The following is a 21,610-nucleotide window of genomic DNA, read 5'->3' on the forward strand; positions in this document are numbered from 1 at the left end:
ATCGCGCTGACACTGGTCCCGGCCCTCCTCGGCTTCTGGCCCAACGCCGTACTCTCCCGCCGCTCCCGCAAGCACGGACGGATCACGGAAGGCGGCGCGAACAACGGCGGCAGCCGCTGGGCACGCTTCGTCCTGCGCCGCCCCCTCCCGGTGCTCCTGCTGTCGGTCATGGGCCTGGGAACACTCGCCGTACCGGTGATGGACCTCCAGCTGGGCATGCCCGGCGCCGAGGCCAAGCCCACCTCCACCACCGAACGCCGCGCCTACGACGACCTCGCCAAGGGCTTCGGCCCCGGCTTCAACGGCCCCCTGACCATCGTCGTGGACGCCAAGACCGCCGCGAACCCCAAAACCGCGGTCACAACCATCGAAAAGAAGATCAAGGCCACCGCCGGGATCGTGTCCCTCTCCCCCGCACGCTTCAACACCGCGGGTGACACCGCGGTCTTCTCCGCCGTCCCCTCCACCGCACCCACCGACACCAAGACCCAGGACCTCGTCAAAACCATCCGGAACGAACGCCCCGCCACCGAGGCCTCGACCCACGCCGAGTTCGAGGTCACCGGCACCACCGCCCTCAACATCGACGTCGCCCACAAAACCCAGAACGCACTGATCCCCTACCTCATCGTGGTCGTCGGCCTGGCCATCCTGCTCCTGATGGTGGTCTTCCGCTCCCTCCTCGTCCCGATCAAAGCAGCCGCCGGCTTCCTCCTCTCCGTGCTCGCCGCCCTCGGCTCCGTCGTCGCGGTCTTCCAGTGGGGCTGGCTCGCCTCACTCCTCGGCGTCGAGACCACCGGCCCGATCATGAGCATGATGCCGATCTTCCTGGTGGGCATCGTCTTCGGCCTCGCGATGGACTACGAGGTGTTCCTCGTCGCCCGGATGCGCGAGGCATACGTCCACGGCGACAGCCCCAGCCAGGCCATCCAGAGCGGCTTCCGCCACAGCGCCCGCGTCGTCGTCGCCGCCGCACTGATCATGATGGCCGTGTTCTCCGGATTCATCGGCGCCGACGAATCAATGATCAAGATGATCGGCTTCGGCCTCGCGACCGCCGTCATGTTCGACGCCTTCATCGTCCGCATGGCCTTCGTACCGGCAGCCCTGGCCCTGCTCGGCAAAGCCGCCTGGTGGATACCGCACCGACTGGACCGGATCCTGCCCAAGGTCGACGTCGAGGGCCAAACCCTCACCCACCAATCCGCCATCGCCCCGGCACACAACGACCCGACCACACGGGAACCGGCCCGCATCTGACCACCCCACACACCTCAAGGCCGCCCGCGCCAAGCACGGGCGGCCTCCGGACCGTTCGTCGGCCGCCTTCAGGCTCGTACGCCCCGTCCCAAGGCTCTCTCCACCCTCGCCGCACGCCCCCGCCGGGCGCCAGAGCGTGTCCGGCGGACAGGCCTAAACCGCCATCAGCGGCGCGTCCTTCTTCCACTTGAGGATCTTGTCGAAACTGACCACCGCGCCGCCCCGTCCCGGTTCGTTGCCGATCTGGACGTGATCGGCGAGTTCCCGGATCAGGCACAGCCCCCGGCCGTGCTCGGCATCGGTGCGGACCGGGCGGAGCGCGGGACGCGCACGGCCCGGGGCGAAGCCCGGGCCGGAGTCGGAGACCTCGATGCGGCACTTCTCACCGTCGAGGTAGGCGGTGACCCGATAGGCCTCGGACGCGGTACCGGGAGCGGCGTCGCCGCCGTGCTCCACGGCGTTGGCGCAGGCCTCGCTGAGGGCCACGGAGAGGTCGTACGAGACGTCCGGATCGACGCCCGCCGTCTCCATCGTGCCGAGCAGCAGGCGTCTGGCGAGCGGAACGCTCGCAGCCTCACGCCGCAAATGGAGTGACCACCAGATGCTCATGCTCCAGCCTCCCGGCCGCGGCTCGACATACCGTTACGTATTGCCGCAACAACCTGTGCGCAATCGCCTGCGTGACGTGATGCCGCCCATACGGCGGATGCGCACGCGACAACGCTCGGTGTATGTGCGGGTGGTTCGGCGTATGTGCGGGTGGTTCGTCCCAGATCGTGATCTTCCGGACCATGGCTCGCGGACCGTCATCTTGCGGACCTGCAGTAGGAAGCGGGTAGGTCCAGTGCGATGATGAGCCCGCCATGACTGCCCCCCACCAGCGCAGGGCGCGCTCCGGACACGAGCTCCGGATTCTGCGGGCCGCGGTGTTCGCCGCGGTCTGTGTCGTGCTGGCCGCGGCCGGTCATGGGCTCGCTTCCTGCGCCACCGTCCCGCTGTGGACACTCGGCGCCGGATTCCTCGCGGTCTTCGCCGTCGCCGCCGCGCTGGCGGGACGGGAGCGTTCGCTGCCCGGCATCGCCGCGCTGCTCGCGGGCGGCCAGACCGCCCTGCACACGCTCTTCGGGCTCGCCGGAACCGCTACGGCGGGCTCAGGCTCCATGTCGATGGCCGACACCTCACTCGTGGAACGTGCCGCACGCCTCGTGTGCGGCACGACCGCGGCGGCGATCAGCCCGGCTCAGGCCATGAAGATCCTCGCTGACGCACGGCTCGACACGGGCACGACTCCGTCCATGTCCATGCCCATGCCCCACTCCTCGGACGCGATGTCGGCCGCCACGGGGTCCTCGATGTCCGTGTGGCCGTCCCTGCCGATGCTGCTCGGCCACGTCCTCGCGGCCGTCGCCGCCGGTTGGGTGCTGCGCCGCGGTGATCTGGCGCTGCTGCGGCTGATACGGCTGTCCGCGCACGGGGTCTCGGAAGGAGCGCTCGTACGCGCCCTACGCGGGGCGCTCGCGCTCGTACGCGCCCTGCGGGCCGGACTTCCGGGTACGCCCGAGGCGGCACCGCGCGCCCGGCGCACCGCGCTTCTGACGCCACCCAAGCCCCGTACCGCCGAGCTCCAGCACAGCGTCGTCCGCCGCGGACCGCCCCACTCCACCGCTCTCGTCCTCGCCGCCTGACACGACGCGCCACTCCACCGGACCGATCCGAAGGGGATGCCGTCGTGCGGCACGCGCGCGTGCACGCGAAGACACCCCCAGGGGCCCATCGCGCCCTTCGCACGCGCACCCTCCTTCTTTTCTCATCGGACTGAAAGTGGAGTGCTCTCTTCCATGAAGGCTTCCCGTATCGCCGCCGCCGGTGCCGTCGCCGCCTCGGCCGTCCTCGCCGTCTCCGCCCCCGCCTTCGCGCACGTCAGCGTGCAGCCGGAGGGCGAGGCCGCCAAGGGCGGTTACGCCGTCGTCGACTTCAAGGTCCCCAACGAGCGCGACAACGCCTCGACCAACAAGGTCGAGGTGAACTTCCCGACCGACCACCCGCTCGCCTCCGTCATGCCGCAGCCCCTCGACGGCTGGTCCGTGACGGTCACCAAGAGCAAGCTGGCCAAGCCGCTCACGATGCACGGCGAGAAGATCTCCGAGGCCGTCACCAAGGTCACCTGGACCGCCACCGGCAAGGGCATCGAGCCGGGCTTCTTCCAGAAGTTCCCGCTCTCCGTCGGCGCGCTCCCCGAGGACACCGACGAGCTCGTCTTCAAGGCGATCCAGACGTACGACAACAAGGAGGTCGTGCGCTGGATCGAGCCGCAGAAGGAGGGCCAGGAGGAGCCCGAGAACCCGGCTCCGGTGCTCACACTCTCCGACGCGTCCACGGACGGCCACCACGGGTCCTCCGGCACTGCCAAGGACGCCTCCGACACCTCCACGGCGGCCCCCGCCTCGTCCACCTCGTCCGCCTCTGCCTCCTCCTCCGACAGCAGTGACACCACCGCGCGCGTTCTCGGTGTCGTCGGCATCGTCGTCGGCGCGGCGGGCGTGGCGTACGGCGTTCTCGCCGGCCGTCGGCGCACCGAGGCCTGAGGCCCACCGCACCCCTTCGTTGTGCACCGGTAGGTCGTACACCCTCGTCAGAGAGGTCGTACGACCCCGGTGCACACCGGAGCCCTCACATCTGGGACATTTTTCTATGCGCAAGAAGACGTATGCCGCGGCCGCCCTGTTCGCCGCCGCCGCACTGACCCTTTCCGCCTGCGGCAGCGGCGACGACAGCAACAAGCCGATCGCCGACGTGTCCGCCGAGGCCGGCACGGGCAAGGCAGCCACGGTCCTCGACAAGGCGTTCGAGAAGCCCGACCTGGTCCTCACCGACACGAACGGCAAGAAGTACGACTTCCGGGCCGAGACCAAGGGCGTCCCGACGCTGATCTACTTCGGCTACACCCACTGCCCCGACGTCTGCCCGACGACGATGAGCAACCTCGCCGTCGCCAAGAAGCAGCTGCCCAAGGCGGAACAGGACAGGCTCAAGGTCGTGTTCGTCACCACCGACCCGGCCCGCGACACCCCCGCCGCACTCGGCAAGTGGCTCAAGGGGATCGACCCCGCCTTCGTCGGCCTCACCGGCGACTTCCCCACCATCCAGGCGGGCGCCCGCACCCTGGGCATCTCCATCGAGCCGACGGCGAAGGACAAGAACGGCAAGCTCGTCTCCGTGCACGGCACCCAGGTCATCGCGTTCTCTCCGAAGACCGACGGAGGCTATGTGATCTACGGCGAGGACGCCACCGTCGACGACTACACCAAGGACCTCCCCAAGCTCATCAAGGGAGAGAATCCGTGAGCCGGCCCGGAGCCCCTTCGAGGCGTCTCGCGGGATGTGCGGCGCTGACGGCCACGGCGCTGGCGCTGGCGGGCTGCGGCTCCAACGACTCCTCCTCGGACAACGCGGGCAAGCCCGAGCTGAAGATCACCGGCGCCTACATGCCCGCCCCCGTCATGGACACCATGGCGGCAGGCTTCTTCACCGTCACCAACTCCGGCGGCGCCGACACCCTGACCTCCGTCACCAGCGGCCTCGCCTCCGACGTCACGCTGCACTCCACCAAGGGCGGCGCGATGGAGGAGCAGAAGTCGTTCGCCGTGCCCGCCGACGGGTCACTCGACTTCGCGAGCGGCGGCAACCACCTCATGTTCGAAAAGCTCACCCACAAGCCTCTGGAGGGCGAGAAGGTGTCGGTGACGCTGCACTTCACCAAGGCGGGCGCGGTGAAGATCTCCATGCCGGTCAAATCCGCGACGTACAACCCGAAGACCGGGCACTGAGGGAGGGATCACCGTGACACAGACCATCGCTCCCCGTACGGCTGCCACCACCACTGGAGGGGTCGCTTTTCGGGTACGGGCACTGCTGTTGCTGCTCCTCGCCGTGATCGGCGCGGTCCTGGCCGGCGCCACGCCCGCCTCCGCGCACGCCGCGCTGACCGGCAGCGATCCCCAGCAGGGAGCGGTGGTCGGCCAGGCACCCGCCCAGATCTCGCTGACGTTCTCCGAGAAGGTCGCGATGTCCGACGACTCGGTGCGCGTGCTCGACCCCAAGGGCAAGCGCGTCGACACCGGCAAGGCGGCCGACCTGGGCGGCACCACCTATGGCGTGAAGCTCCACTCGGGGCTGCCCGACGGCACGTACACCGTCACCTACCAGGTGGTGTCGGCGGACAGCCACCCCGTCTCCGGCGCGTTCACCTTCTCCATCGGCGCGCCCTCGCAGACCTCCGTCGCGCTCTCCGACCCGGCCGTGGGCGGCGGAGTCGTCGGTGCACTCTATGGGTTCGGGCGGTATGTCTCGTACGCCGGATTCATCCTGCTGGTGGGCGGCGCGGCCTTCGTACTGGCTTGCTGGCAGCGCGGCGCCGGGGTCCGTCCGGTGCAACGGCTCGTGGTCTCCGGGTGGCTCGCGCTGACCGGCGCCACCCTCGCGCTGCTGCTCCTGCGCGGCTCCTACGTCGGCTCCGGCAAGGTCGGCGACATCTTCGACCTGACCCTGCTCGGGCAGGTGCTGCAGACCAAGGCGGGCGCGGCACTGGTCTCGCGGCTGCTGCTGCTCGCCGCGGGCGCGCTGTTCATCGCGGTGCTCTTCGGGGCGTACGCGCGACGGGATGAGACCGATGGGTCCGACGAGGGCGGCGCGTCCGACAAGGACCGCGTCGATGCCGATGCCGAGAAGAGGGACCTCACCTTCGGGCTCGCGATCGGCGGCGCCGTCGTCGCGGCGGGCCTGGCGGCGAGCTGGGCGATGGCCGAGCACGCCTCCACCGGTATCCAGGCGAGCCTCGCGATGCCCGTCGATGTGCTGCACCTGCTGGCGGTCGCCGTCTGGCTGGGCGGGCTGTCGACGCTGCTCGTGGCGCTGTTCCGGGCGCCCGCCGAGACGCAGATCGACGCGGTGGCCGTACGGCGGTTCTCACGCGTCGCGTTCGGCAGCGTGACCGTGCTGGCCGCGACCGGGATCTACCAGTCCTGGCGCCAGGTCGGCTCCTGGTCCGCGCTGACCGGAACGTGGTACGGGCAGTTGCTGCTCATCAAGATCAGCCTGGTGGCCGTCCTCATCGGCATCGGGTGGATCTCGCGGCGGTGGACGGCGCAGCTGTCCGAGGCGCCGCGGGCGAAGGCCATGGCGACAGCCGGGGCCACGGTCGGGACGACAGCCGGGGCGACGGCTCTCGCCGGACAGCGGACGAAGCAGCCGACAAAGGTGCCCGCGAGTTCCAGGGACTCAAGCTCTGGAGACTCAAGCTCTGAGGACTCGAACTCCGCGGGCTCGGATTCCAGGGACTCGAACTCCGCGGGCTCGAACTCCAGGGGCTCGAACTCGGGAGACTCCCGGCGCGCCACTCAACTCGCCCGGCAGCAGGCCGCCGTGACCACCGCGCGCCAGAAGCGCCTCCGCGACGCCGACCCGGCCCGGGCCGGCCTGCGCCGCTCGGTGCTCGCCGAGACGGGCGTCGCCGTCGTCCTGCTGGCCGTGACGACCGTGCTGACGTCCACCGAGCCGGGGCGCACGGAGGAAACGGCCCAGCAGGCCACCGCGTCCTCCTCGCAGCGGTCCGGGTCGCTCTCCCTGAAGCTCCCGTTCGACACGGGTGGCCAGGACGGCAAGGGCACCGCGGAGGTCACCCTCGACCCGGCCCGCGTCGGCGGCAACGAGATGCACGTCTTCGTGGAACGGCCGAACGGCAAGGCCTTCGACGTCCCCGAGGTGAAGGTCGCCTTCACCCTGGAGGCCAAGAAGATCGGCCCGCTGCCCGTGACCCCCGACCGCATCGCCACCGGCCACTGGTCGGCGATCGGCGTGCAGATCCCCATGGCGGGCGACTGGGAGATCGCGGTGACCGTGCGCACCTCCGACATCGACCAGACGACCGTCACCAAGAACGCGAAGATCGGCTGAACCTCACCATGGCTGACCTGCCCACTCCGGAAGCCACCACGGAAAACACCCCTCCAGGAGAGGCCCTTTCCCAGAAGCCCTCTTCTGGCGGGGTCTTTTCCCGGCGCCGGCTGCTCGGCACCGCCGGTGCCACCGGTCTCGCCCTGGGCGCGGCCGGAGGTGCCGCCGGGTACGCGGCGGCACCCGCCGCCGACAAGGCAGCGCCCCTGACCTCGCTCGGCGCGGACACGGTGATGTTTCACGGGAAACATCAGCCCGGCATCACCACCGCGCTCCAGGCCCGTGGCCACCTCGTCGCGTTCGACCTGGCCGCGGGCGCGGGCCGCAAGGAGGCCGCCGCACTGCTGCGCCGCTGGTCGACGACGGCCCAGCGGCTGATGGCGGGCGAGGCCGCCGCGCAGGACGACACGGACGTCGCCCGTGACGCCGGACCGTCGTCCCTGACGGTCACCTTCGGCTTCGGAAACAGCTTCTTCGCGCGGACGGGTCTGGAGAAGCAGCGCCCGGTCGCCCTCGACCCACTGCCCGACTTCTCGTCCGACCACCTCGACAAGGCGCGCAGCAACGGCGACCTGTGGGTGCAGATCGGCGCCGACGACGCCCTGGTCGCCTTCCATGCCCTGCGCACGCTCCAGAAGGACGCGGGCAGCGCGGCCCGGGTGCGCTGGCAGATGAACGGCTTCAACCGCTCGCCCGGCGCAACGGCCCGTCCGATGACGGCCCGCAACCTGATGGGCCAGATAGACGGCACCCGCAATCCGAAGCCGTCCGAGTCCGACTTCGACCGGCGGATCTTCGTGCCGGCCGCCGGCGACCCGGCATGGATGGCGAACGGCTCGTACGCCGTCGTACGCCGGATCCGGATGCTCCTCGACGACTGGGAGAAGCTGTCCGTCAAGGCCCAGGAGGACGTCATCGGGCGGAAGAAGTCCACCGGGGCGCCGCTGACCGGTGGCACCGAGACGACCGCCATGAACCTCGACAAGACCGACGCCGACGGCAACCTGGTCGTCCCCCTCAACGCGCACGCCCGGATCACCCGGCCCGACCAGAACGGCGGCGCCGCGATGCTGCGCCGTCCGTTCTCCTTCCACGACGGCTTCGACACGGACGGGGTGCCCGACGCGGGCCTGCTCTTCGTCTGCTGGCAGGCGGATCCGCTGCGCGGCTTCGTCCCGGTGCAGCGCAAGCTCGACCGCGGCGACGCCATGTCCACGTACATCCGCCACGAGGCGAGCGGGCTGTTCGCGGTGCCGGGCGGGGCGGCAGAGGGGGAGTACGTGGGTCAACGGCTGCTGGAAGGGTGATCCGTGCGGGACGGTGCCCATTAGGGTGACGGGTATGTCGGCGACGCGCTACACCTATCTCGGCCCCGAGGGAACGTTCACCGAGGCCGCCCTCCGCACGCTCCCGGAAGCCGCGACACGGGAGCTGGTACCCATGGTGTCCGTGCCGGCCGCGCTCGACGCGGTGCGCGCGAGCGAGGCCGCGGGCGCGCTCGTCCCGATCGAGAACTCGGTCGAGGGCGGTGTCACCGCCACCCTCGACGAGCTCGCCAAGGGCGAGCCGCTGATGATCTACCGCGAGGTCGTCCTGCCGATCGCCTTCGCCCTGCTGGTCAGGCCCGGCACGGCACTGAAGGACATCAAGACGGTCACCGGCCACCCGGTCGCCCAGCCGCAGGTACGCAACTGGCTCGGCGCCCACCTGCCGAACACCGTGTGGGAGTCGGCGGCCTCGAACGCGGACGGCGCCCGGCTGGTCCAGGAGGGCCGGTACGACGCGGCCTTCGCGGGCGAGTTCGCGGCGGCGACCTACGGGCTCGAGCCGCTGGTCACCGAGATCCACGACGCGGCGAACGCCGAGACCCGCTTCGTGCTGGTCGGCCGTCCGGCCCGGCCCGCGGCCCCGACCGGCGCCGACAAGACGTCCGTGGTCATCTGGCTCGGCGACGACCACCCGGGTGCGCTGCTCGAACTGCTCCAGGAGTTCGCCGTGCGCGGCGTCAACCTGATGCGGATCGAATCACGGCCGACCGGCCAGGGCATCGGCAACTACTGCTTCTCCGTGGACGCCGAGGGCCACATCACCGACCGCCGTGTGGGCGAGGCACTGATGGGCCTCAAGCGGATCAGCCCCCAGGTGCGCTTCCTCGGGTCCTATCCGCGGGCCGGAGTCGCCCTGGAGGACGTACGGCCGCTGCGGCCCGGGACGTCGGACGGTGCGTTCTCGGCGGCGTCGGACTGGCTGGCACGCTGCCAGGACGGACGGTTCTAGGCCGGATCCAGGCTGGATCGAGGCCGGATCGAGGCCGGATCGAGGCCGGATCGAGGCCGGATCGAGGCCGGATCGAGGCCGGATCGAGGCCGGTTCCAGGCCGGATCGAGGCCGGTTCCAGGCCGGACCCAGGCCTGTTCGGGTTCTCGCGTCGGCGGCTCGTCGGCGCGGCCTTTTCCCCTGTCCTGCTCCGCATTCCACCAGTCCTACCTGCCGATTTTCGTCATCCACAGATGTTATCCACAGGTGTGCTTCTCGACCTGGGGACAAGTCGACAACGAAGCATTACATCGTCGACAAATCGGCCTACAGGACCCAAGTTCGTCCACAGCCCCGCACGTCACCCCTCGTCCACTCTTTTCCCTTGATCAATCCTTTGGAGCGAAGCATTTCCACTCGAACGTGGGTGTACGGATGGTTTGACCCGGGAATTCTTCGTCCCGCATGCGGCTTTCGGAACGATCACCTCCGAAGTCCACAGATCTTCCGCACAGCCTGTGGATAACTCTGCGGGGGCATAGACCCCTGTGGACAACCCCTCCTCAAGTCCCGGTCTCCACAAGGGAATCCAGTCAACCTCATGACTACTGTATGCACCGTTTCAGGGAGTACCGTCCCTTTTATTGACGCGGACCGGCGCTCATGGGCTCTCATGGGCTCTCATTGATGATCAAGGAATTTCGGTCCGGCATTTCACTCATGACGTCACAGAAGTGACGGAGCGGAATATCGAGTCGATGGCCGGAAGCGCGCACCGGTAGCCTTGAGGGGTGATTGACCTTCGCCTGCTCCGTGAGGACCCCGACCGTGTTCGCGCCTCCCAGCGCGCCCGTGGAGAGGACGTCGCCCTCGTCGACTCCCTCCTCTCTGCCGACGAGCGGCGCAGGTCGTCCGGCGTCCGCTTCGACGAGCTCCGATCCGAGCAGAAGGCGCTCGGCAAGCTGATCCCCAAGGCGTCCGGCGACGAGAAGGCCGAGCTGCTGAAGAAGGCCGGGGAGCTCGCCGCCGCCGTCAAGACCGCCGACGCCGAACAGCATGAGGCGGACGAGGAGACCAAGCGTCTGCTCCTCCAGCTCGGCAACCTGGTCCACCCGGACGTCCCGGTCGGCGGCGAGGAGGACTTCGTCGTCCTGGAGACGCACGGCACGATCCGCGACTTCGGCGCCGAGGGCTTCGAGCCCAAGGACCACCTGGAGCTCGGCGAGGCGCTCGGCGCCATCGACGTCGAGCGGGGCGCCAAGGTCTCCGGCTCGCGCTTCTACTACCTGACGGGTGTCGGCGCGCTCCTGGAGCTCGCCCTCGTCAACGCGGCGATCGCGCAGGCCACCGAGGCCGGCTTCACCCCGATGCTGACCCCGGCCCTGGTCCGCCCGCGCGCCATGGAGGGCACCGGCTTCCTCGGTCAGGCCGCGGAGAACGTGTACCACCTGGAGAAGGACGACTACTACCTGGTCGGCACCTCCGAGGTCCCCCTCGCGGCGTACCACATGGACGAGATCCTCGACGCCGACCAGCTGCCGCTGCGCTATGCCGGATTCTCGCCGTGCTTCCGCCGCGAGGCCGGCACCTACGGCAAGGACACCCGCGGCATCTTCCGTGTGCACCAGTTCGACAAGGTCGAGATGTTCTCGTACGTCGACCCCGAGGACGCGGAGAACGAGCACAAGCGGCTCCTGGACTGGGAGAAGCAGTGGCTGACCGGCCTCGAGCTGCCCTTCCAGGTCATCGACGTGGCCTCGGGCGACCTCGGTGCCTCCGCGTCCCGCAAGTTCGACTGCGAGGCGTGGATCCCGACCCAGGGCAAGTACCGCGAGCTGACCTCGGCCTCGAACTGTGACGGCTTCCAGGCGCGCCGCCTGTCCGTGCGCATGCGCGACGGCAAGAAGGTCCAGCCGCTCGCCACGCTGAACGGCACGCTGTGCGCCGTCCCGCGCACGATCGTGGCGATCCTGGAGAACCACCAGCTGGCCGACGGCTCCGTGCGGGTGCCCGAGGTGCTGCGACCGTACCTGGGCGGACGTGAGGTTCTGGAGCCGATCTCCAAGTGACCGCCGCCGCCGGATCGACCGGTCCGACCGGGTCCACTGGTCCGGTCGGATCCACGGGTCCAAACGGATCGTTCCCCTACAAGCTCGTCGCGACCGATCTCGACGGTACGCTGCTGCGTTCCGACGAGACGGTCTCGGAGCGCACGCGTGAGGCACTCGCCGCGGTGACCGCGGCGGGCGCCGCGCACATCGTCGTCACCGGGCGCGCGGTGCCCTGGACCCGGCACATCCTCGACGACCTCGGCTACGAGGGTCTCGCGGTGTGCGGCCAGGGCGCGCAGGTGTACGACGCGGGGGAGCACCGGCTGCTCACCTCGGTGACGCTGGACCGGCAACTGGCCGGGCTCGCGCTCGCCAAGATCGAGGCGGAGGTCGGCCCACTGCTGCTGGCCGCGAGCCGCGACGGGCTCGACGGCGAGGTACTGGTCGGCCCCGGCTACCGCAGGCAGGACGGCTCGCTCCCGGTCGTCCCGATCAGGGACGCGACGGACCTCTGGTCGGCCCCTCTGAACAAGGTCTACGTGCAGCACCCCACGCTCTCCGACGACGAACTGGCCGCGGTGGCGACCAGGGTCGCGGGCGGCCTGGTCGGCGTCACCATGGCGGGCGCGGGGATAGTGGAACTCCTCCCCCTCGGCCTCTCCAAGGCCACGGGGCTGTCCCTCGCCGCCCGTCGCCTCGGTGTGAAGGCCGCGAACACGATCGCCTTCGGCGACATGCCCAACGACATTCCGATGTTCGCCTGGGCGGCCCACAGTGTGGCCATGGCGAATGCCCACGACGAGCTCAAGGCCGTCGCGGACGAGGTGACGTCCTCGAACGAGGAGGACGGCATCGCGGTGGTGCTGGAGCGGTTGCTGGGCTAGCGGGTGCGGGCACAGCCCGCGGCGCCGGATGCCCGCGGCGTCGGATGCCCTGTGAGCACCCCAGCCCTGCCAGGTCCCGGTGACAACGTCTCGCGGAGGATGCGCGGATCGAACGCGCGCGGGGTTGACCCCGACCACGGCTTAGCAAGCCGGTGCCTTACCTCTCGGCCAATCCTCCGGGTGGGCGGCCCGCGCGGCGTACGCGCGCTCGAAGCGGCCGCCCCGGGCAGCCCCCCGCGCGGGCGGGCTCCAACGGAGGGGTAACTACTCCGGAGCCTGCCGCGGGCTGCCCTGTAGGGAGCTCGACGGACTGCTACTCATGGGCATCGTCGCGCTCCTCTCCCAGAACGTGGCGCCGGCTCGATGCGGCGGCGTGGACATAACTACTGTGCCCGTACGCCGACTTGGGCGCCACTGAATAAAGCCGCCCCTCAAAGGGGGTTACCGGCGGCGCCACCTGCGGCGCCGTGCCTTGCTGAAGAACCACCCCGCGGGCGGCTCGTCGGAGCGCCAGGGCTGCGGGTCGGGTCCCCCCTCGCGCCAGCGGGCGGCGAGCATACGGGCGCGGGCGGACGGTTCGGTCGTCTCGGCCGACCGTATGAAGCTCTCGTCCAGTACGAGGCCGTCCCAGACGTCCTCGGTCTCCCTCTGTTCCTCGCCTTGCGGTTCCGCCATCCCCGTTCCTCCTAGCCGCGCGTCCCCTCCGCCCAGTGTGCCGGGACAGAGGTGAAGCCACTGTCAAGAAAAAGGGGGCGCCACGCGCGCGTACGTGGCGACAACCGGCACGCGCGCGTGGAACCCCCGGCTCACTCCTCGCCGGCCAGCGTCAGCGACCGCAGTCGCTGCCCGGCGTACCAGGTGGCGAGCACGGTCACCACGACCAGGAGCACCGTCGCGGTGGGCAGGCCCACGTCCGAGGTGACGAGGTCGCCGCCGGTGACCTTGTGGCCCACGGCGAGCGCCCACTGCTGGACGCTGAGCGTGCGCGCGCCGGACACCAGCGACCCGAACAGGGCCTCCCAGACCAGCGCGTAGACGAGCCCGAAGACCACCGCGTGCCGGGTGACCGTCCCCAGCAGCAGGAACAGCGCGGCGTACGCGATCGAGGCGACCAGCGCCGCCACGGTGTAGGCGACGGCGACCTGCTGGCCGTTGCCGTTGAGGATCATGCCGGCGATGAACGTCGGCAGGGCGGAGAACGCCATGGTGACGGCGATCGCGACGATCAGTTTGGTGAAGATGATCGTCGGCCGCTTCAGGGGCTTGGCCAGCAGATACACCACCGAGCCGTCGTCGATCTCGGGGCCGATCGCGCCGGTGCCGGCGATGACGCCGATGATCGGCACCATCGTGGCGAGCGCGAACCCGCCGAGCAGGTCCGATGCCACCTGGTCGTCGGCTCCGGCGAAGCTGCGTACGGCCGCGGAGATCACGATGAGCAGGACGGGCAGCGCACAGAGGATGAGGGCCCGGCGGCGGCCGAGCAGGGCTCGATAGGTGAGCCGGGCGACTGTGGGGTCGTACATCTTGGCCTCCTACGCCGCGACGAGATACGAGAAGACGGACTCGAGGGACTCGTCGGACGGCGAGACCGTGAGCAGCCGGATGCCGTGCTCGCGCGCGACGCGCGGCAGCAGCGCCGTGAACCTGCCGAAGTCGACCGCCTGGATGCGCAGAGCGCCCTCGGCCAGGTCCACTTCGATGCCTGACGTCGACGGGTCGGCGATCAGCGCGGCGGCCAGCGCCCGGTCGTCGCTGGAGCGCACCAGGTAGCGGTGCGGGCGGTCGGTCATCAGGCGGCGGATGCGGCGGAAGTCGCCGCTGGCCGCGTGCCGTCCGGCGACGATCACCTCGATGTGGGCGGCGAGCTGTTCGACCTCTTCGAGGATGTGGGACGAGAACAGCACCGTGCGGCCCTCGTCGCCCATGCGGCGCAGCAGGTCCATGAGCTGCATGCGCTGGCGCGGGTCCATGCCGTTGAAGGGCTCGTCGAGCAGCAGCAGGGACGGGTCGTGGACGAGCGCGGAGGCCATCTTCACGCGCTGCCGCATGCCCTTGGAGTAGGTCGAGATCTTGCGGTCCTGCGCGTACTCCATCTCGACCGTGGCGAGCGCCCGCTGGGCGGCCTTCGCTCCGAGGCCGTGCAACTCGGCGTTGGCGACGACGAATTCCTGGCCCGTGAGGAAGTCGTACATCGCCTCGCGCTCCGGGACGATGCCGATGTGCTTGTAGATCTGTTCGTTGCGCCAGACCGGCCGACCGTCGAGGGTGACGGTGCCGGTGGAGGGGGCGAGGAAGCCGCCCATCATGTTGATGAGGGTGGACTTCCCGGCGCCGTTCGGGCCGAGCAGGCCGGTGACGCCGGGGCCGATCGTCATCGTGATGTCGTTGACCGCCACCACGTTGCCGAACCAGCGCGAGACGTGGTCGATGTTGAGCGTGGTCACAGCCCGACCTTTCGGTAGCGGCGCATCAGGAGGCCGTAGGAGCCCGCGATGAGCCCCAGGACGACGACGAGGTAGACGACTCCCTGCCCGGACGAGGGGCCCTCCCCTCCGGGGAAGGCGGAGGTGGCGCCGAGGAAGGCCGTCTGCACCCCGTCGATGAGCGTGATGGGAGAGAAGAGGCCGAGCCAGGGCACGGCCGAGGAGCTGGACTGCTCGAAGGCGATGGCCTGGACGGTCGACACGGCTCCGTAGGAGATGGTCAGCGCCGCGATGACGGCCGCGATGCCGAAGCCGCGGCGCGGGGTGATCGACGAGATGACCAGGCCGATCCCGGCGAAGAGCAGCGACAGCAGTGCCACGGAGACCAGCCCCTGTCCGAAGCCCTTCGTCTGGTCGGCGAAGTCGAGCTTCGCCAGAAGCGCCCCTACGTAGAGCACGATCAGCGGCGCGGTCGTCAGGATGAACAGCGCCGAGGCCAGCGCCGCGTACTTGGCGCGTACGTAGTCGACGGTCTCCATGGGGCGTGAGAAGTACAGCGGCACGGTCTTGAAGCGCAGGTCGCGCGAGACGGACTGCGGTCCCTGGGAGGCGACGTACAGACCGATGACGGCCTGCATGATGACGGCGTAACGCGTGTAGTCGACCGGCAGGGCCTTCGCCTTGGTGGCGACCGCGACGGCCACCATGATGAGTGCGGGGACGCACATCACCACGAAGAGCAGCATCGGCAGCACCTTGGACTTGACCGAGCGGCCCAGGCCGTAGGAGCCGCGCAGGGACTGCGAGTACAGCGATCGGCGGGCGTAGGCGCGGCCCAGGCGCGGGCCGTCGTAGTGGCGGTAGCCGATGTCGTGGATCCGGGTCTGCTCACCACGCGGGGTGAGGGACTGCTCAACTGCCATGGCCCACTGCCTCCTTCCGTACGCCCTGCACGTCCGTCCCTTCCGTCTGTTCCTCGCGGAAGACCTCCGCGATGTGGTGCCGGCGCTGTTCCATCCGGATCAGGCCGAGGCCGAGGTCGGCGACGACGTCGCGGACGAGGTCGTAGGTCTCCTCGCCCTCGGCGGTCAGCAGCAGGATGTGGCCGGCGCCCGGCAGCCCGCTACCGTCGTGGGTCTCGACCCCGCGCGCGTGGAGCGCCTCGCGGACCGCCTTGGTGCCGTCCGGGTGCTCGTCGGTGTCGGTGACCTCGATGGCGAGGGTCGTCGTGGTCTGGGTGAAGTCCGTGGTGGAGCTGGACCGCAGCAGTTTGCCGCCGTCGACGACCACGACGTGGTCGCAGGTGCGCTCCAGCTCGCCCAGCAGGTGCGAGGTGACCAGGACCGAGATCCCGAAGTCGGTGTGGATACGGCGGATCAGGCCGAGCATCTCGTCGCGGCCGACCGGGTCGAGGCCATTGGTCGGCTCGTCGAGGAAGACCACCTGGGGGTCGTGGACGAGGGCCTGCGCGAGCTTGACGCGCTGCTTCATGCCCGTCGAGTAGCCACCGATGGGGCGGTAGCGCTCCTCGTACAGTCCGACGTGGCGCAGGGTGTCCGCGGTGCGCTCGCGGGCCGCGGCCGGCGGGAGCCCGGACATGCGCGCCATGTGGACGACGAACTCGGTGGCCGAGACGTCGGGGGGCAGGCAGTCGTGCTCGGGCATGTACCCGACCCGCTCACGGATGGCGCCGCCTTGGGTGGCGACATCGAGTCCGAGCACTTGGGCGCGGCCCTCGGTGGCGGGGGAGAGACCCAGCAGGATCTTGATCAGTGTGGACTTGCCGGCTCCGTTGGCTCCGACGAGTCCGGTCACACCGGGTCCGACGTCCACGGAGAGCCGGTCAAGAGCGGTCACCCGGGGGTACCGCTTGCTCAGGCTTTCGGTCGCGATCACAGTCACGTTGTCGAAGGTAGTGGCGCACGCCACAGCGGTCGTCAACCCACGGAGCTGTATCCGCGTCCGACTCCAGTCGTACGGGCCCGTAGGGGTCCCCCTGAAGTCGAACAACCGGCGGGGGTTTATCCACATCGGACCGGTTGTCCACAGGTGCCACGCAGGACTATTGACGCAGCCTCTAACAACTGTCACATTCGCCAGTGTCACGTTACGGACACGTACCGTGCGGCGCTGGGCGAAGGAGAAGTGACTCTCGTGACTCTCGAAGGCGCGCGCGAGCGCCGGGTGCGGACGGGTGGGATCGAGCTGTGCGTCGCCGAGCTGGGCGATCCGGCGGGGCCCACGGTGATCCTCGTGCACGGCTATCCGGACTCGAAGGAGGTGTGGTCCGAGGTCGCCACCCGCCTGGCCGAGCGTTTCCACGTGGTGCTGTACGACGTCCGTGGCCACGGCGGGTCGACGGCCCCGCGGCCGCTGCGGGGCGGGTTCACCCTGGAGAAGCTGACGGACGACTTCCTGGCCGTCGTCGACGCGGTGAGCCCCGACCGCCCGGTGCACCTGGTGGGGCACGACTGGGGTTCGGTGCAGTCCTGGGAGTTCGTCACGGTCGCCCGCACCCAGGGCCGGATCGCCTCCTTCACCTCCATGTCCGGGCCGTCCCTCGACCACTTCGGCCACTGGATCAAGCGGCGCGTGCGGCGGCCCACCCCGCGCAGGGTCGGCCAGCTCCTCGGCCAGGGCGCCAAGTCCTGGTACGTGTACCTGCTGCACACGCCCGTGCTGCCGGAGCTCGCCTGGCGCGGCCCCCTCGGCAAGCAGTGGCCGAAGATCCTGCGGCGGGTAGAGAAGGTGCCCGCGGGCGACTATCCGACCTCCTCGTTGCCGACGGACGCGGCGAACGGCGCGTGGCTGTACCGCGACAATGTGCGGGCCCGGCTGAGCAGGCCACGCCCGGACGCCTACGCGCACGCGCCCGTGCAGCTCGTCACGCCCCTGGGGGACGGGTTCCTTTCCGAGCGGCTCTACGACGACCTGGAGGAGTGGGCCCCGCAGCTGGTGCGTCGCACCCTCCCGGACAAGCACTGGATCCCGCGTACGCGGCCCGACCAACTGGCTTCCTGGATCACGGACTTCGTGCACGCCAACGAGGACGGCGTGCCAGTGCGGGACACCGTCGCCACGGGCAGGTACGCCGACCGGTTCGGCGGGCAGCTCGTGCTGGTCACCGGCGCGGGCAGCGGCATCGGACGGGCCACCGCCTTGGCGTTCGCCGAGGCCGGCGCGCGTGTGGTGGCCGTCGACCGGGACGCGGAGGGCGCGGCTCGCACGGCGGAGATGTCCCGGCTGATCGGCTCCCCCGAAGCGTGGTCCGAGACGGTCGACGTCTCCGACGAGCAGGCCATGGAGAAGCTCGCCGAAAGGGTCGCGGGCGAGTACGGCGTGGTGGACGTGCTGGTGAACAACGCCGGGATCGGACTGTCCGGGTCCTTCTTCGACACGACTCCGGAGGACTGGAAGAAGGTCCTCGACGTCAACCTGTGGGGCGTGATCCACGGCTGCCGGCTCTTCGGCAGGCAGATGGCCGAGCGTGGGCAGGGCGGCCACATCGTCAACACCGCGTCGGCGGCGGCGTACCTGCCCTCGAAGGCGCTGCCCGCCTACAGCACCTCGAAGGCGGCCGTGCTGATGCTCAGCGAGTGCCTGCGCGCGGAACTGGCCGGGCAGGGCATCGGGGTCTCGGCGATCTGCCCGGGTTTCGTCAACACGAACATCACCTCGACCGCGCACTTCGCCGGGGTGGACGCGAGCGAGGAGAAACGCCGCCAGAAGAAGTCGGCGCGGTTGTACGGACTGCGCAACTACCCGCCGGAGAAGGTGGCCGACGCGATCCTGCGCGCGGTCGTCCGCAACCAGGCGGTCGTGCCCGTCACCCCCGAGGCGCGCGGCGCCCGCCTGATGTCCCGGCTGGCACCGAGGGCGCTGCGCGCGATCGCGCGGATGGAGCCACCGCTGTGAGGTGCGCGATCGCCCACAACAGGGCTGTACGCAAAGGCCTGTTGCCCACCCGGGAGGAGCTCGGCACGGCCATGTCCCGTTGTCCGCGGCGGTCGTACCATCCCTCGCAGGAGGGCTCGCCGCGCGGGGCCGTCGCGTAGTACCCAGGGGGTCGGGAGGCAGGCAGCGTGAACGACGAGCCGGTCCGGGTCGCGTACCGCATCGAGGATCTGGCGCACCACAGCGGCGCCACGGTCCGGACGATCCGCGCCTACCAGGACCGCGGGCTGCTCCCCCGCCCCGAGCGGCGCGGTCGTGCCAACGTGTACGCGGACGCGCATCTGGCCCGGCTGCGGCAGATCGCCGACCTCCTGGACCGCGGCTACACCCTGGCCTCCATCAAGGAGCTCCTGGAGGCCTGGGACGCGGGCCGGGGGCTGGGCGGGATCCTCGGACTGGTCGCGGAGGTCGACGGACCGTGGACCGACGAGGAGGCCGTGCGCATGTCGCGGGCCGAGCTGGACGAGCGGTTCGGTGGCAGTCCGGACGACGCGGCGGTGGCGGAGGCGGTGGAGCTCGGAGTGCTGGAGCGCGTCCCCGGCGAAGGCGAGGTGTATCTGGTCCCGAGTCCCCAAGAGCTCGCCGTGGCGGTGGAGTTGTACGCGGCCGGCGTTCCGCTGTCCGCGATCTCGGGCCATCTGCGGGAGTTGAGGGGCGAGGTCGAGCACATCGCCGCGCGTTTCCTGGAGTTCACGACTGAGCACGTCTTCGCGCGCTATCTCGGTGAGCATCCGCCGAGCGACGCGGAAGCGACCGAGGCGGCCTCCCTCGTACGCCGTCTGCGACCGCTCGCGCAGCAGACGGTGGACGCGGAACTGGCGCGCGCCATGCGGCTGTTCGCGACCCGGCACCTGCGCGAGCGTCTTGGGGCGGGGCGGTCCGAGGAACCTACGGACGAGACGCGTTCCGTTCAGCTCCCCGTCGCCACAATGCGGGCCATGGAGAACCTGGTTGGCGCCGAGCAGGTGGCGGCCTTCGTCACGGCTGCCGTCGAACGGGAGGTCCAGGCCAGGACCTTGGATCATCTAGCATCAAATTACAACAATCACAGGATTGTTGATGAAATCCCCTGAATCTTCTGTGCGTTGTCCACAGATTCGTCAATTCACCTGTGGATAACCGGACTTGCTTGTGGATCAAACCTCCGAACCAAAATCAAATGCGTGATCCGCCTCTCGCCAGGCACGCTGGCAGGATGAACGAACCGATGGATGAAAGACGCACCGTGAAGGTGTCGAAGTACCTCTCGAAGCATCTGCGGCATCAGCCCGAGCGGATCGGGCTCACGCTCGGCGAGGGAGGCTGGGTCGAGATCGACACGCTGATCGCGGCAGCGGCGGCGCACGGCTTCCGGATCACCCGCGAGGAACTGGACCATGTGGTGGCCACGAACGACAAGCGGCGCTTCGCCGTGGAGGGCACCCGCATCCGCGCCAGCCAGGGCCACTCCGTCGAGGTCGACCTCGGACTGCCCCCGGCGACTCCGCCGGAGTACCTCTACCACGGGACCGTGGCCCGCAATCTGGACGCGATCCGGGCCGTGGGGCTGCGGCCCATGAACCGGCACGACGTGCATCTCTCGCCCGACCGCGAGACCGCGACCCGCGTCGGCGCCCGCCGCGGCCGGCCCGTCGTGCTCGGCGTGGACGCCGCCGCCATGCACCGCGACGGCCATGTCTTCCGCGTCAGCGCGAACGGGGTGTGGCTCACCGAGGCCGTGCCGCCGAAGTACCTGCGTTTCCCGGGCCCGCACTGATCGTCCACCGACCGGCCGGTCAAGGGGCGCCGGTGGAGCGATCACCGGTGGCCACGACCACCCCGCGGCTCCGCTTACGCTCGATGCATGAGTCTGCGTCTGAGCACTGTGATCCTGCCGTACCTCCGCTGGCACGAGGGCGGGCGTGCCGCCTGGCAGCGTGCGGAGCAGCTCGGCTTCCACACCGCGTTCACGTACGACCACCTGTCGTGGCGGACCTTCCGGGACGGCCCCTGGTTCGGTGCCGTCCCCACGCTCACCGCCGCGGCCGCCGCCACCGACCGACTCCGCCTGGGCACGCTCGTGACCTCGCCGAACTTCCGGCACCCGGTGACGCTCGCCAAGGAACTGATCTCCCTCGACGACATCTCGAACGGCCGGATCACCCTGGGCATCGGCGCGGGCGGCAACGGATTCGACGCCACGACGCTTCTGAAGAGCGGCCAGGAGCCCTGGACCCCGCGCGAGCGCGCCGACCGCTTCGGCGAGTTCGTACCGCTGCTCGACCGCCTCCTCACCGAGGACACGGTCTCCCACGACGGTGACTTCTACTCGGCACACGAGGCGCGCAACATCCCGGGCTGTGTCCAGCGGCCCCGACTGCCCTTCGCGGTGGCCGCGACCGGCCCGCGCGGCATGAGGCTCGCCGCCCGCCACGGGCAGGCCTGGGTGACGACCGGCGACCCCAAGCTGTACGAAACGGGCACCCCTGAACAGTCGGTTCAGGCCATTCGCGGACAGGTGGAGAAGCTCGCCGCCGCCTGCGCCACGGTCGGCCGTGACGTGTCCGAACTCGACAAGGTCCTGCTCACCGGCTTCACCCCGGACCGTGGCCGTCCGCTGGAGTCCCTCGACGCGTTCGTCGACTTCGCGGGCCGGCACGCGGAGCTTGGCTTCACCGACATCGTGATCCACTGGCCCATCCCCGACTCGGACTTCGTCGCGGACGAGAAGGTCTTCGAGCGCATCGCCATGGAGGCCCCGGCACAGCTGGCCTGACGGCCGACGCCACGGCGGGTGGCGACAGCGCGGGTGGCGACAGCGGGGTGTAACGGTACTGGTGAGAGCGGT

20 protein-coding genes, 1 tRNA gene and 1 pseudogene are annotated in these 21,610 nt (G+C 69.9%); 15 read left to right on the forward strand and 7 right to left on the reverse strand.

From position 1 onward, the window contains the following. A partial coding sequence (locus tag ACFZDJ_RS07630) for an MMPL family transporter (RefSeq protein ID WP_391056955.1) occupies positions 1 to 1,260 on the forward strand: 1,260 nt, incomplete at its 5' end. A 153-nt stretch (positions 1,261 to 1,413) separates the two neighbouring features. Here ACFZDJ_RS07630 and ACFZDJ_RS07635 read toward each other — a convergent pair. Next, the gene (locus ACFZDJ_RS07635; protein ID WP_168493464.1) at positions 1,414 to 1,869 is read right to left on the reverse strand and encodes an ATP-binding protein; all 456 of its coding nucleotides are present in this window, start codon (positions 1,867 to 1,869) and stop codon (positions 1,414 to 1,416) included. A gap of 254 nt (positions 1,870 to 2,123) precedes the next feature. On the opposite strand from ACFZDJ_RS07635, the gene ACFZDJ_RS07640 reads away from it, so the two are divergent. The 9 genes from ACFZDJ_RS07640 to ACFZDJ_RS07680 all read left to right on the forward strand — a co-directional run bounded on the left by ACFZDJ_RS07640 (position 2,124) and on the right by ACFZDJ_RS07680 (position 12,403). Next, positions 2,124 to 2,945 carry a hypothetical protein gene (locus ACFZDJ_RS07640; RefSeq protein ID WP_390932582.1) on the forward strand — a complete coding sequence of 274 codons (822 nt, stop codon included), beginning with the start codon at positions 2,124 to 2,126 and terminating at the stop codon, positions 2,943 to 2,945. Between the two features lie 153 nt (positions 2,946 to 3,098). Then, on the forward strand, positions 3,099 to 3,845 hold the full coding sequence (locus ACFZDJ_RS07645; RefSeq protein ID WP_390932584.1) for a DUF1775 domain-containing protein: 747 nt from the start codon (positions 3,099 to 3,101) through the stop codon (positions 3,843 to 3,845). Positions 3,846 to 3,951: 106 nt separating this feature from the next. Further along, positions 3,952 to 4,605 carry an SCO family protein gene (locus ACFZDJ_RS07650; protein WP_384913645.1) on the forward strand — a complete coding sequence of 218 codons (654 nt, stop codon included), beginning with the start codon at positions 3,952 to 3,954 and terminating at the stop codon, positions 4,603 to 4,605. Next, positions 4,602 to 5,087 carry a copper chaperone PCu(A)C gene (locus ACFZDJ_RS07655; protein WP_390932587.1) on the forward strand — a complete coding sequence of 162 codons (486 nt, stop codon included), beginning with the start codon at positions 4,602 to 4,604 and terminating at the stop codon, positions 5,085 to 5,087. The genes ACFZDJ_RS07650 and ACFZDJ_RS07655 overlap by 4 nt, the downstream gene beginning before the upstream one ends. Before the next feature lie 13 nt (positions 5,088 to 5,100). Then, positions 5,101 to 7,212, forward strand: a complete 2,112-nt coding sequence (locus ACFZDJ_RS07660; protein ID WP_391056958.1) for a copper resistance protein CopC — start codon at positions 5,101 to 5,103, stop codon at positions 7,210 to 7,212. Positions 7,213 to 7,220: 8 nt separating this feature from the next. Next, positions 7,221 to 8,519 (forward strand): iron uptake transporter deferrochelatase/peroxidase subunit, encoded by a 1,299-nt coding sequence (efeB, locus tag ACFZDJ_RS07665; RefSeq protein ID WP_391056959.1) that lies wholly within the window; start codon positions 7,221 to 7,223, stop codon positions 8,517 to 8,519. 34 nt (positions 8,520 to 8,553) lie between these two features. Beyond that, a complete protein-coding gene (gene pheA, locus ACFZDJ_RS07670) occupies positions 8,554 to 9,489 on the forward strand; it encodes a prephenate dehydratase (RefSeq protein ID WP_101398990.1) in 936 nt (311 codons plus the stop codon). Between the two features lie 770 nt (positions 9,490 to 10,259). After that, entirely contained in the window at positions 10,260 to 11,537 is a 1,278-nt protein-coding gene (serS, locus tag ACFZDJ_RS07675) for a serine--tRNA ligase (RefSeq protein ID WP_101398992.1), read from the forward strand. After that, positions 11,534 to 12,403 (forward strand): HAD-IIB family hydrolase, encoded by an 870-nt coding sequence (locus ACFZDJ_RS07680; RefSeq protein ID WP_390932594.1) that lies wholly within the window; start codon positions 11,534 to 11,536, stop codon positions 12,401 to 12,403. Before serS ends, ACFZDJ_RS07680 begins: the two co-directional genes overlap by 4 nt. Positions 12,404 to 12,496: 93 nt before the next feature. Here the strand turns inward: ACFZDJ_RS07680 and ACFZDJ_RS07685 are convergent. The 6 genes from ACFZDJ_RS07685 to ACFZDJ_RS07710 all read right to left on the reverse strand — a co-directional run bounded on the left by ACFZDJ_RS07685 (position 12,497) and on the right by ACFZDJ_RS07710 (position 16,725). Then, positions 12,497 to 12,581, reverse strand: a tRNA-Ser gene (locus tag ACFZDJ_RS07685). Positions 12,582 to 12,844: 263 nt separating this feature from the next. Then, positions 12,845 to 13,078, reverse strand: a complete 234-nt coding sequence (locus ACFZDJ_RS07690) for a hypothetical protein (protein ID WP_168509608.1) — start codon at positions 13,076 to 13,078, stop codon at positions 12,845 to 12,847. Positions 13,079 to 13,209: 131 nt separating this feature from the next. Continuing rightward, entirely contained in the window at positions 13,210 to 13,929 is a 720-nt protein-coding gene (locus ACFZDJ_RS07695; protein WP_054236936.1) for an ABC transporter permease, read from the reverse strand. Positions 13,930 to 13,938: 9 nt separating this feature from the next. Then, on the reverse strand, positions 13,939 to 14,850 hold the full coding sequence (locus ACFZDJ_RS07700; protein ID WP_168493479.1) for an ABC transporter ATP-binding protein: 912 nt from the start codon (positions 14,848 to 14,850) through the stop codon (positions 13,939 to 13,941). Next, on the reverse strand, positions 14,847 to 15,752 hold the full coding sequence (locus ACFZDJ_RS07705) for an ABC transporter permease (RefSeq protein ID WP_391056961.1): 906 nt from the start codon (positions 15,750 to 15,752) through the stop codon (positions 14,847 to 14,849). The genes ACFZDJ_RS07700 and ACFZDJ_RS07705 overlap by 4 nt, the downstream gene beginning before the upstream one ends. Continuing rightward, a complete protein-coding gene (locus ACFZDJ_RS07710; protein ID WP_391057833.1) occupies positions 15,742 to 16,725 on the reverse strand; it encodes an ATP-binding cassette domain-containing protein in 984 nt (327 codons plus the stop codon). The genes ACFZDJ_RS07705 and ACFZDJ_RS07710 overlap by 11 nt, the downstream gene beginning before the upstream one ends. A 258-nt stretch (positions 16,726 to 16,983) precedes the next feature. Here ACFZDJ_RS07710 and ACFZDJ_RS07715 point away from each other — a divergent pair, with 258 nt between their 5' ends. From ACFZDJ_RS07715 to ACFZDJ_RS07735, 5 genes and pseudogenes are all read left to right on the forward strand, one after another. After that, a complete protein-coding gene (locus ACFZDJ_RS07715; protein ID WP_391057836.1) occupies positions 16,984 to 18,744 on the forward strand; it encodes an SDR family oxidoreductase in 1,761 nt (586 codons plus the stop codon). Positions 18,745 to 18,758: 14 nt separating this feature from the next. Beyond that, positions 18,759 to 18,884, forward strand: a pseudogene (locus ACFZDJ_RS07720) (metal-dependent hydrolase); the annotation flags it as partial. A 27-nt stretch (positions 18,885 to 18,911) separates the two neighbouring features. Further along, positions 18,912 to 19,856: a MerR family transcriptional regulator gene (locus ACFZDJ_RS07725; RefSeq protein ID WP_391056963.1), complete on the forward strand. Its 945-nt coding sequence runs from the start codon at positions 18,912 to 18,914 to the stop codon at positions 19,854 to 19,856. A gap of 134 nt (positions 19,857 to 19,990) precedes the next feature. Further along, the gene (locus ACFZDJ_RS07730; RefSeq protein ID WP_390933092.1) at positions 19,991 to 20,539 is read left to right on the forward strand and encodes an RNA 2'-phosphotransferase; all 549 of its coding nucleotides are present in this window, start codon (positions 19,991 to 19,993) and stop codon (positions 20,537 to 20,539) included. 87 nt (positions 20,540 to 20,626) lie between these two features. Continuing rightward, positions 20,627 to 21,538: an LLM class flavin-dependent oxidoreductase gene (locus ACFZDJ_RS07735; RefSeq protein WP_385370466.1), complete on the forward strand. Its 912-nt coding sequence runs from the start codon at positions 20,627 to 20,629 to the stop codon at positions 21,536 to 21,538. The last annotated feature ends 72 nt before the right edge of the window (positions 21,539 to 21,610 follow it).

The organism is Streptomyces sp. NPDC007896, assembly GCF_042959425.1.
GTDB lineage: Bacteria > Actinomycetota > Actinomycetes > Streptomycetales > Streptomycetaceae > Streptomyces.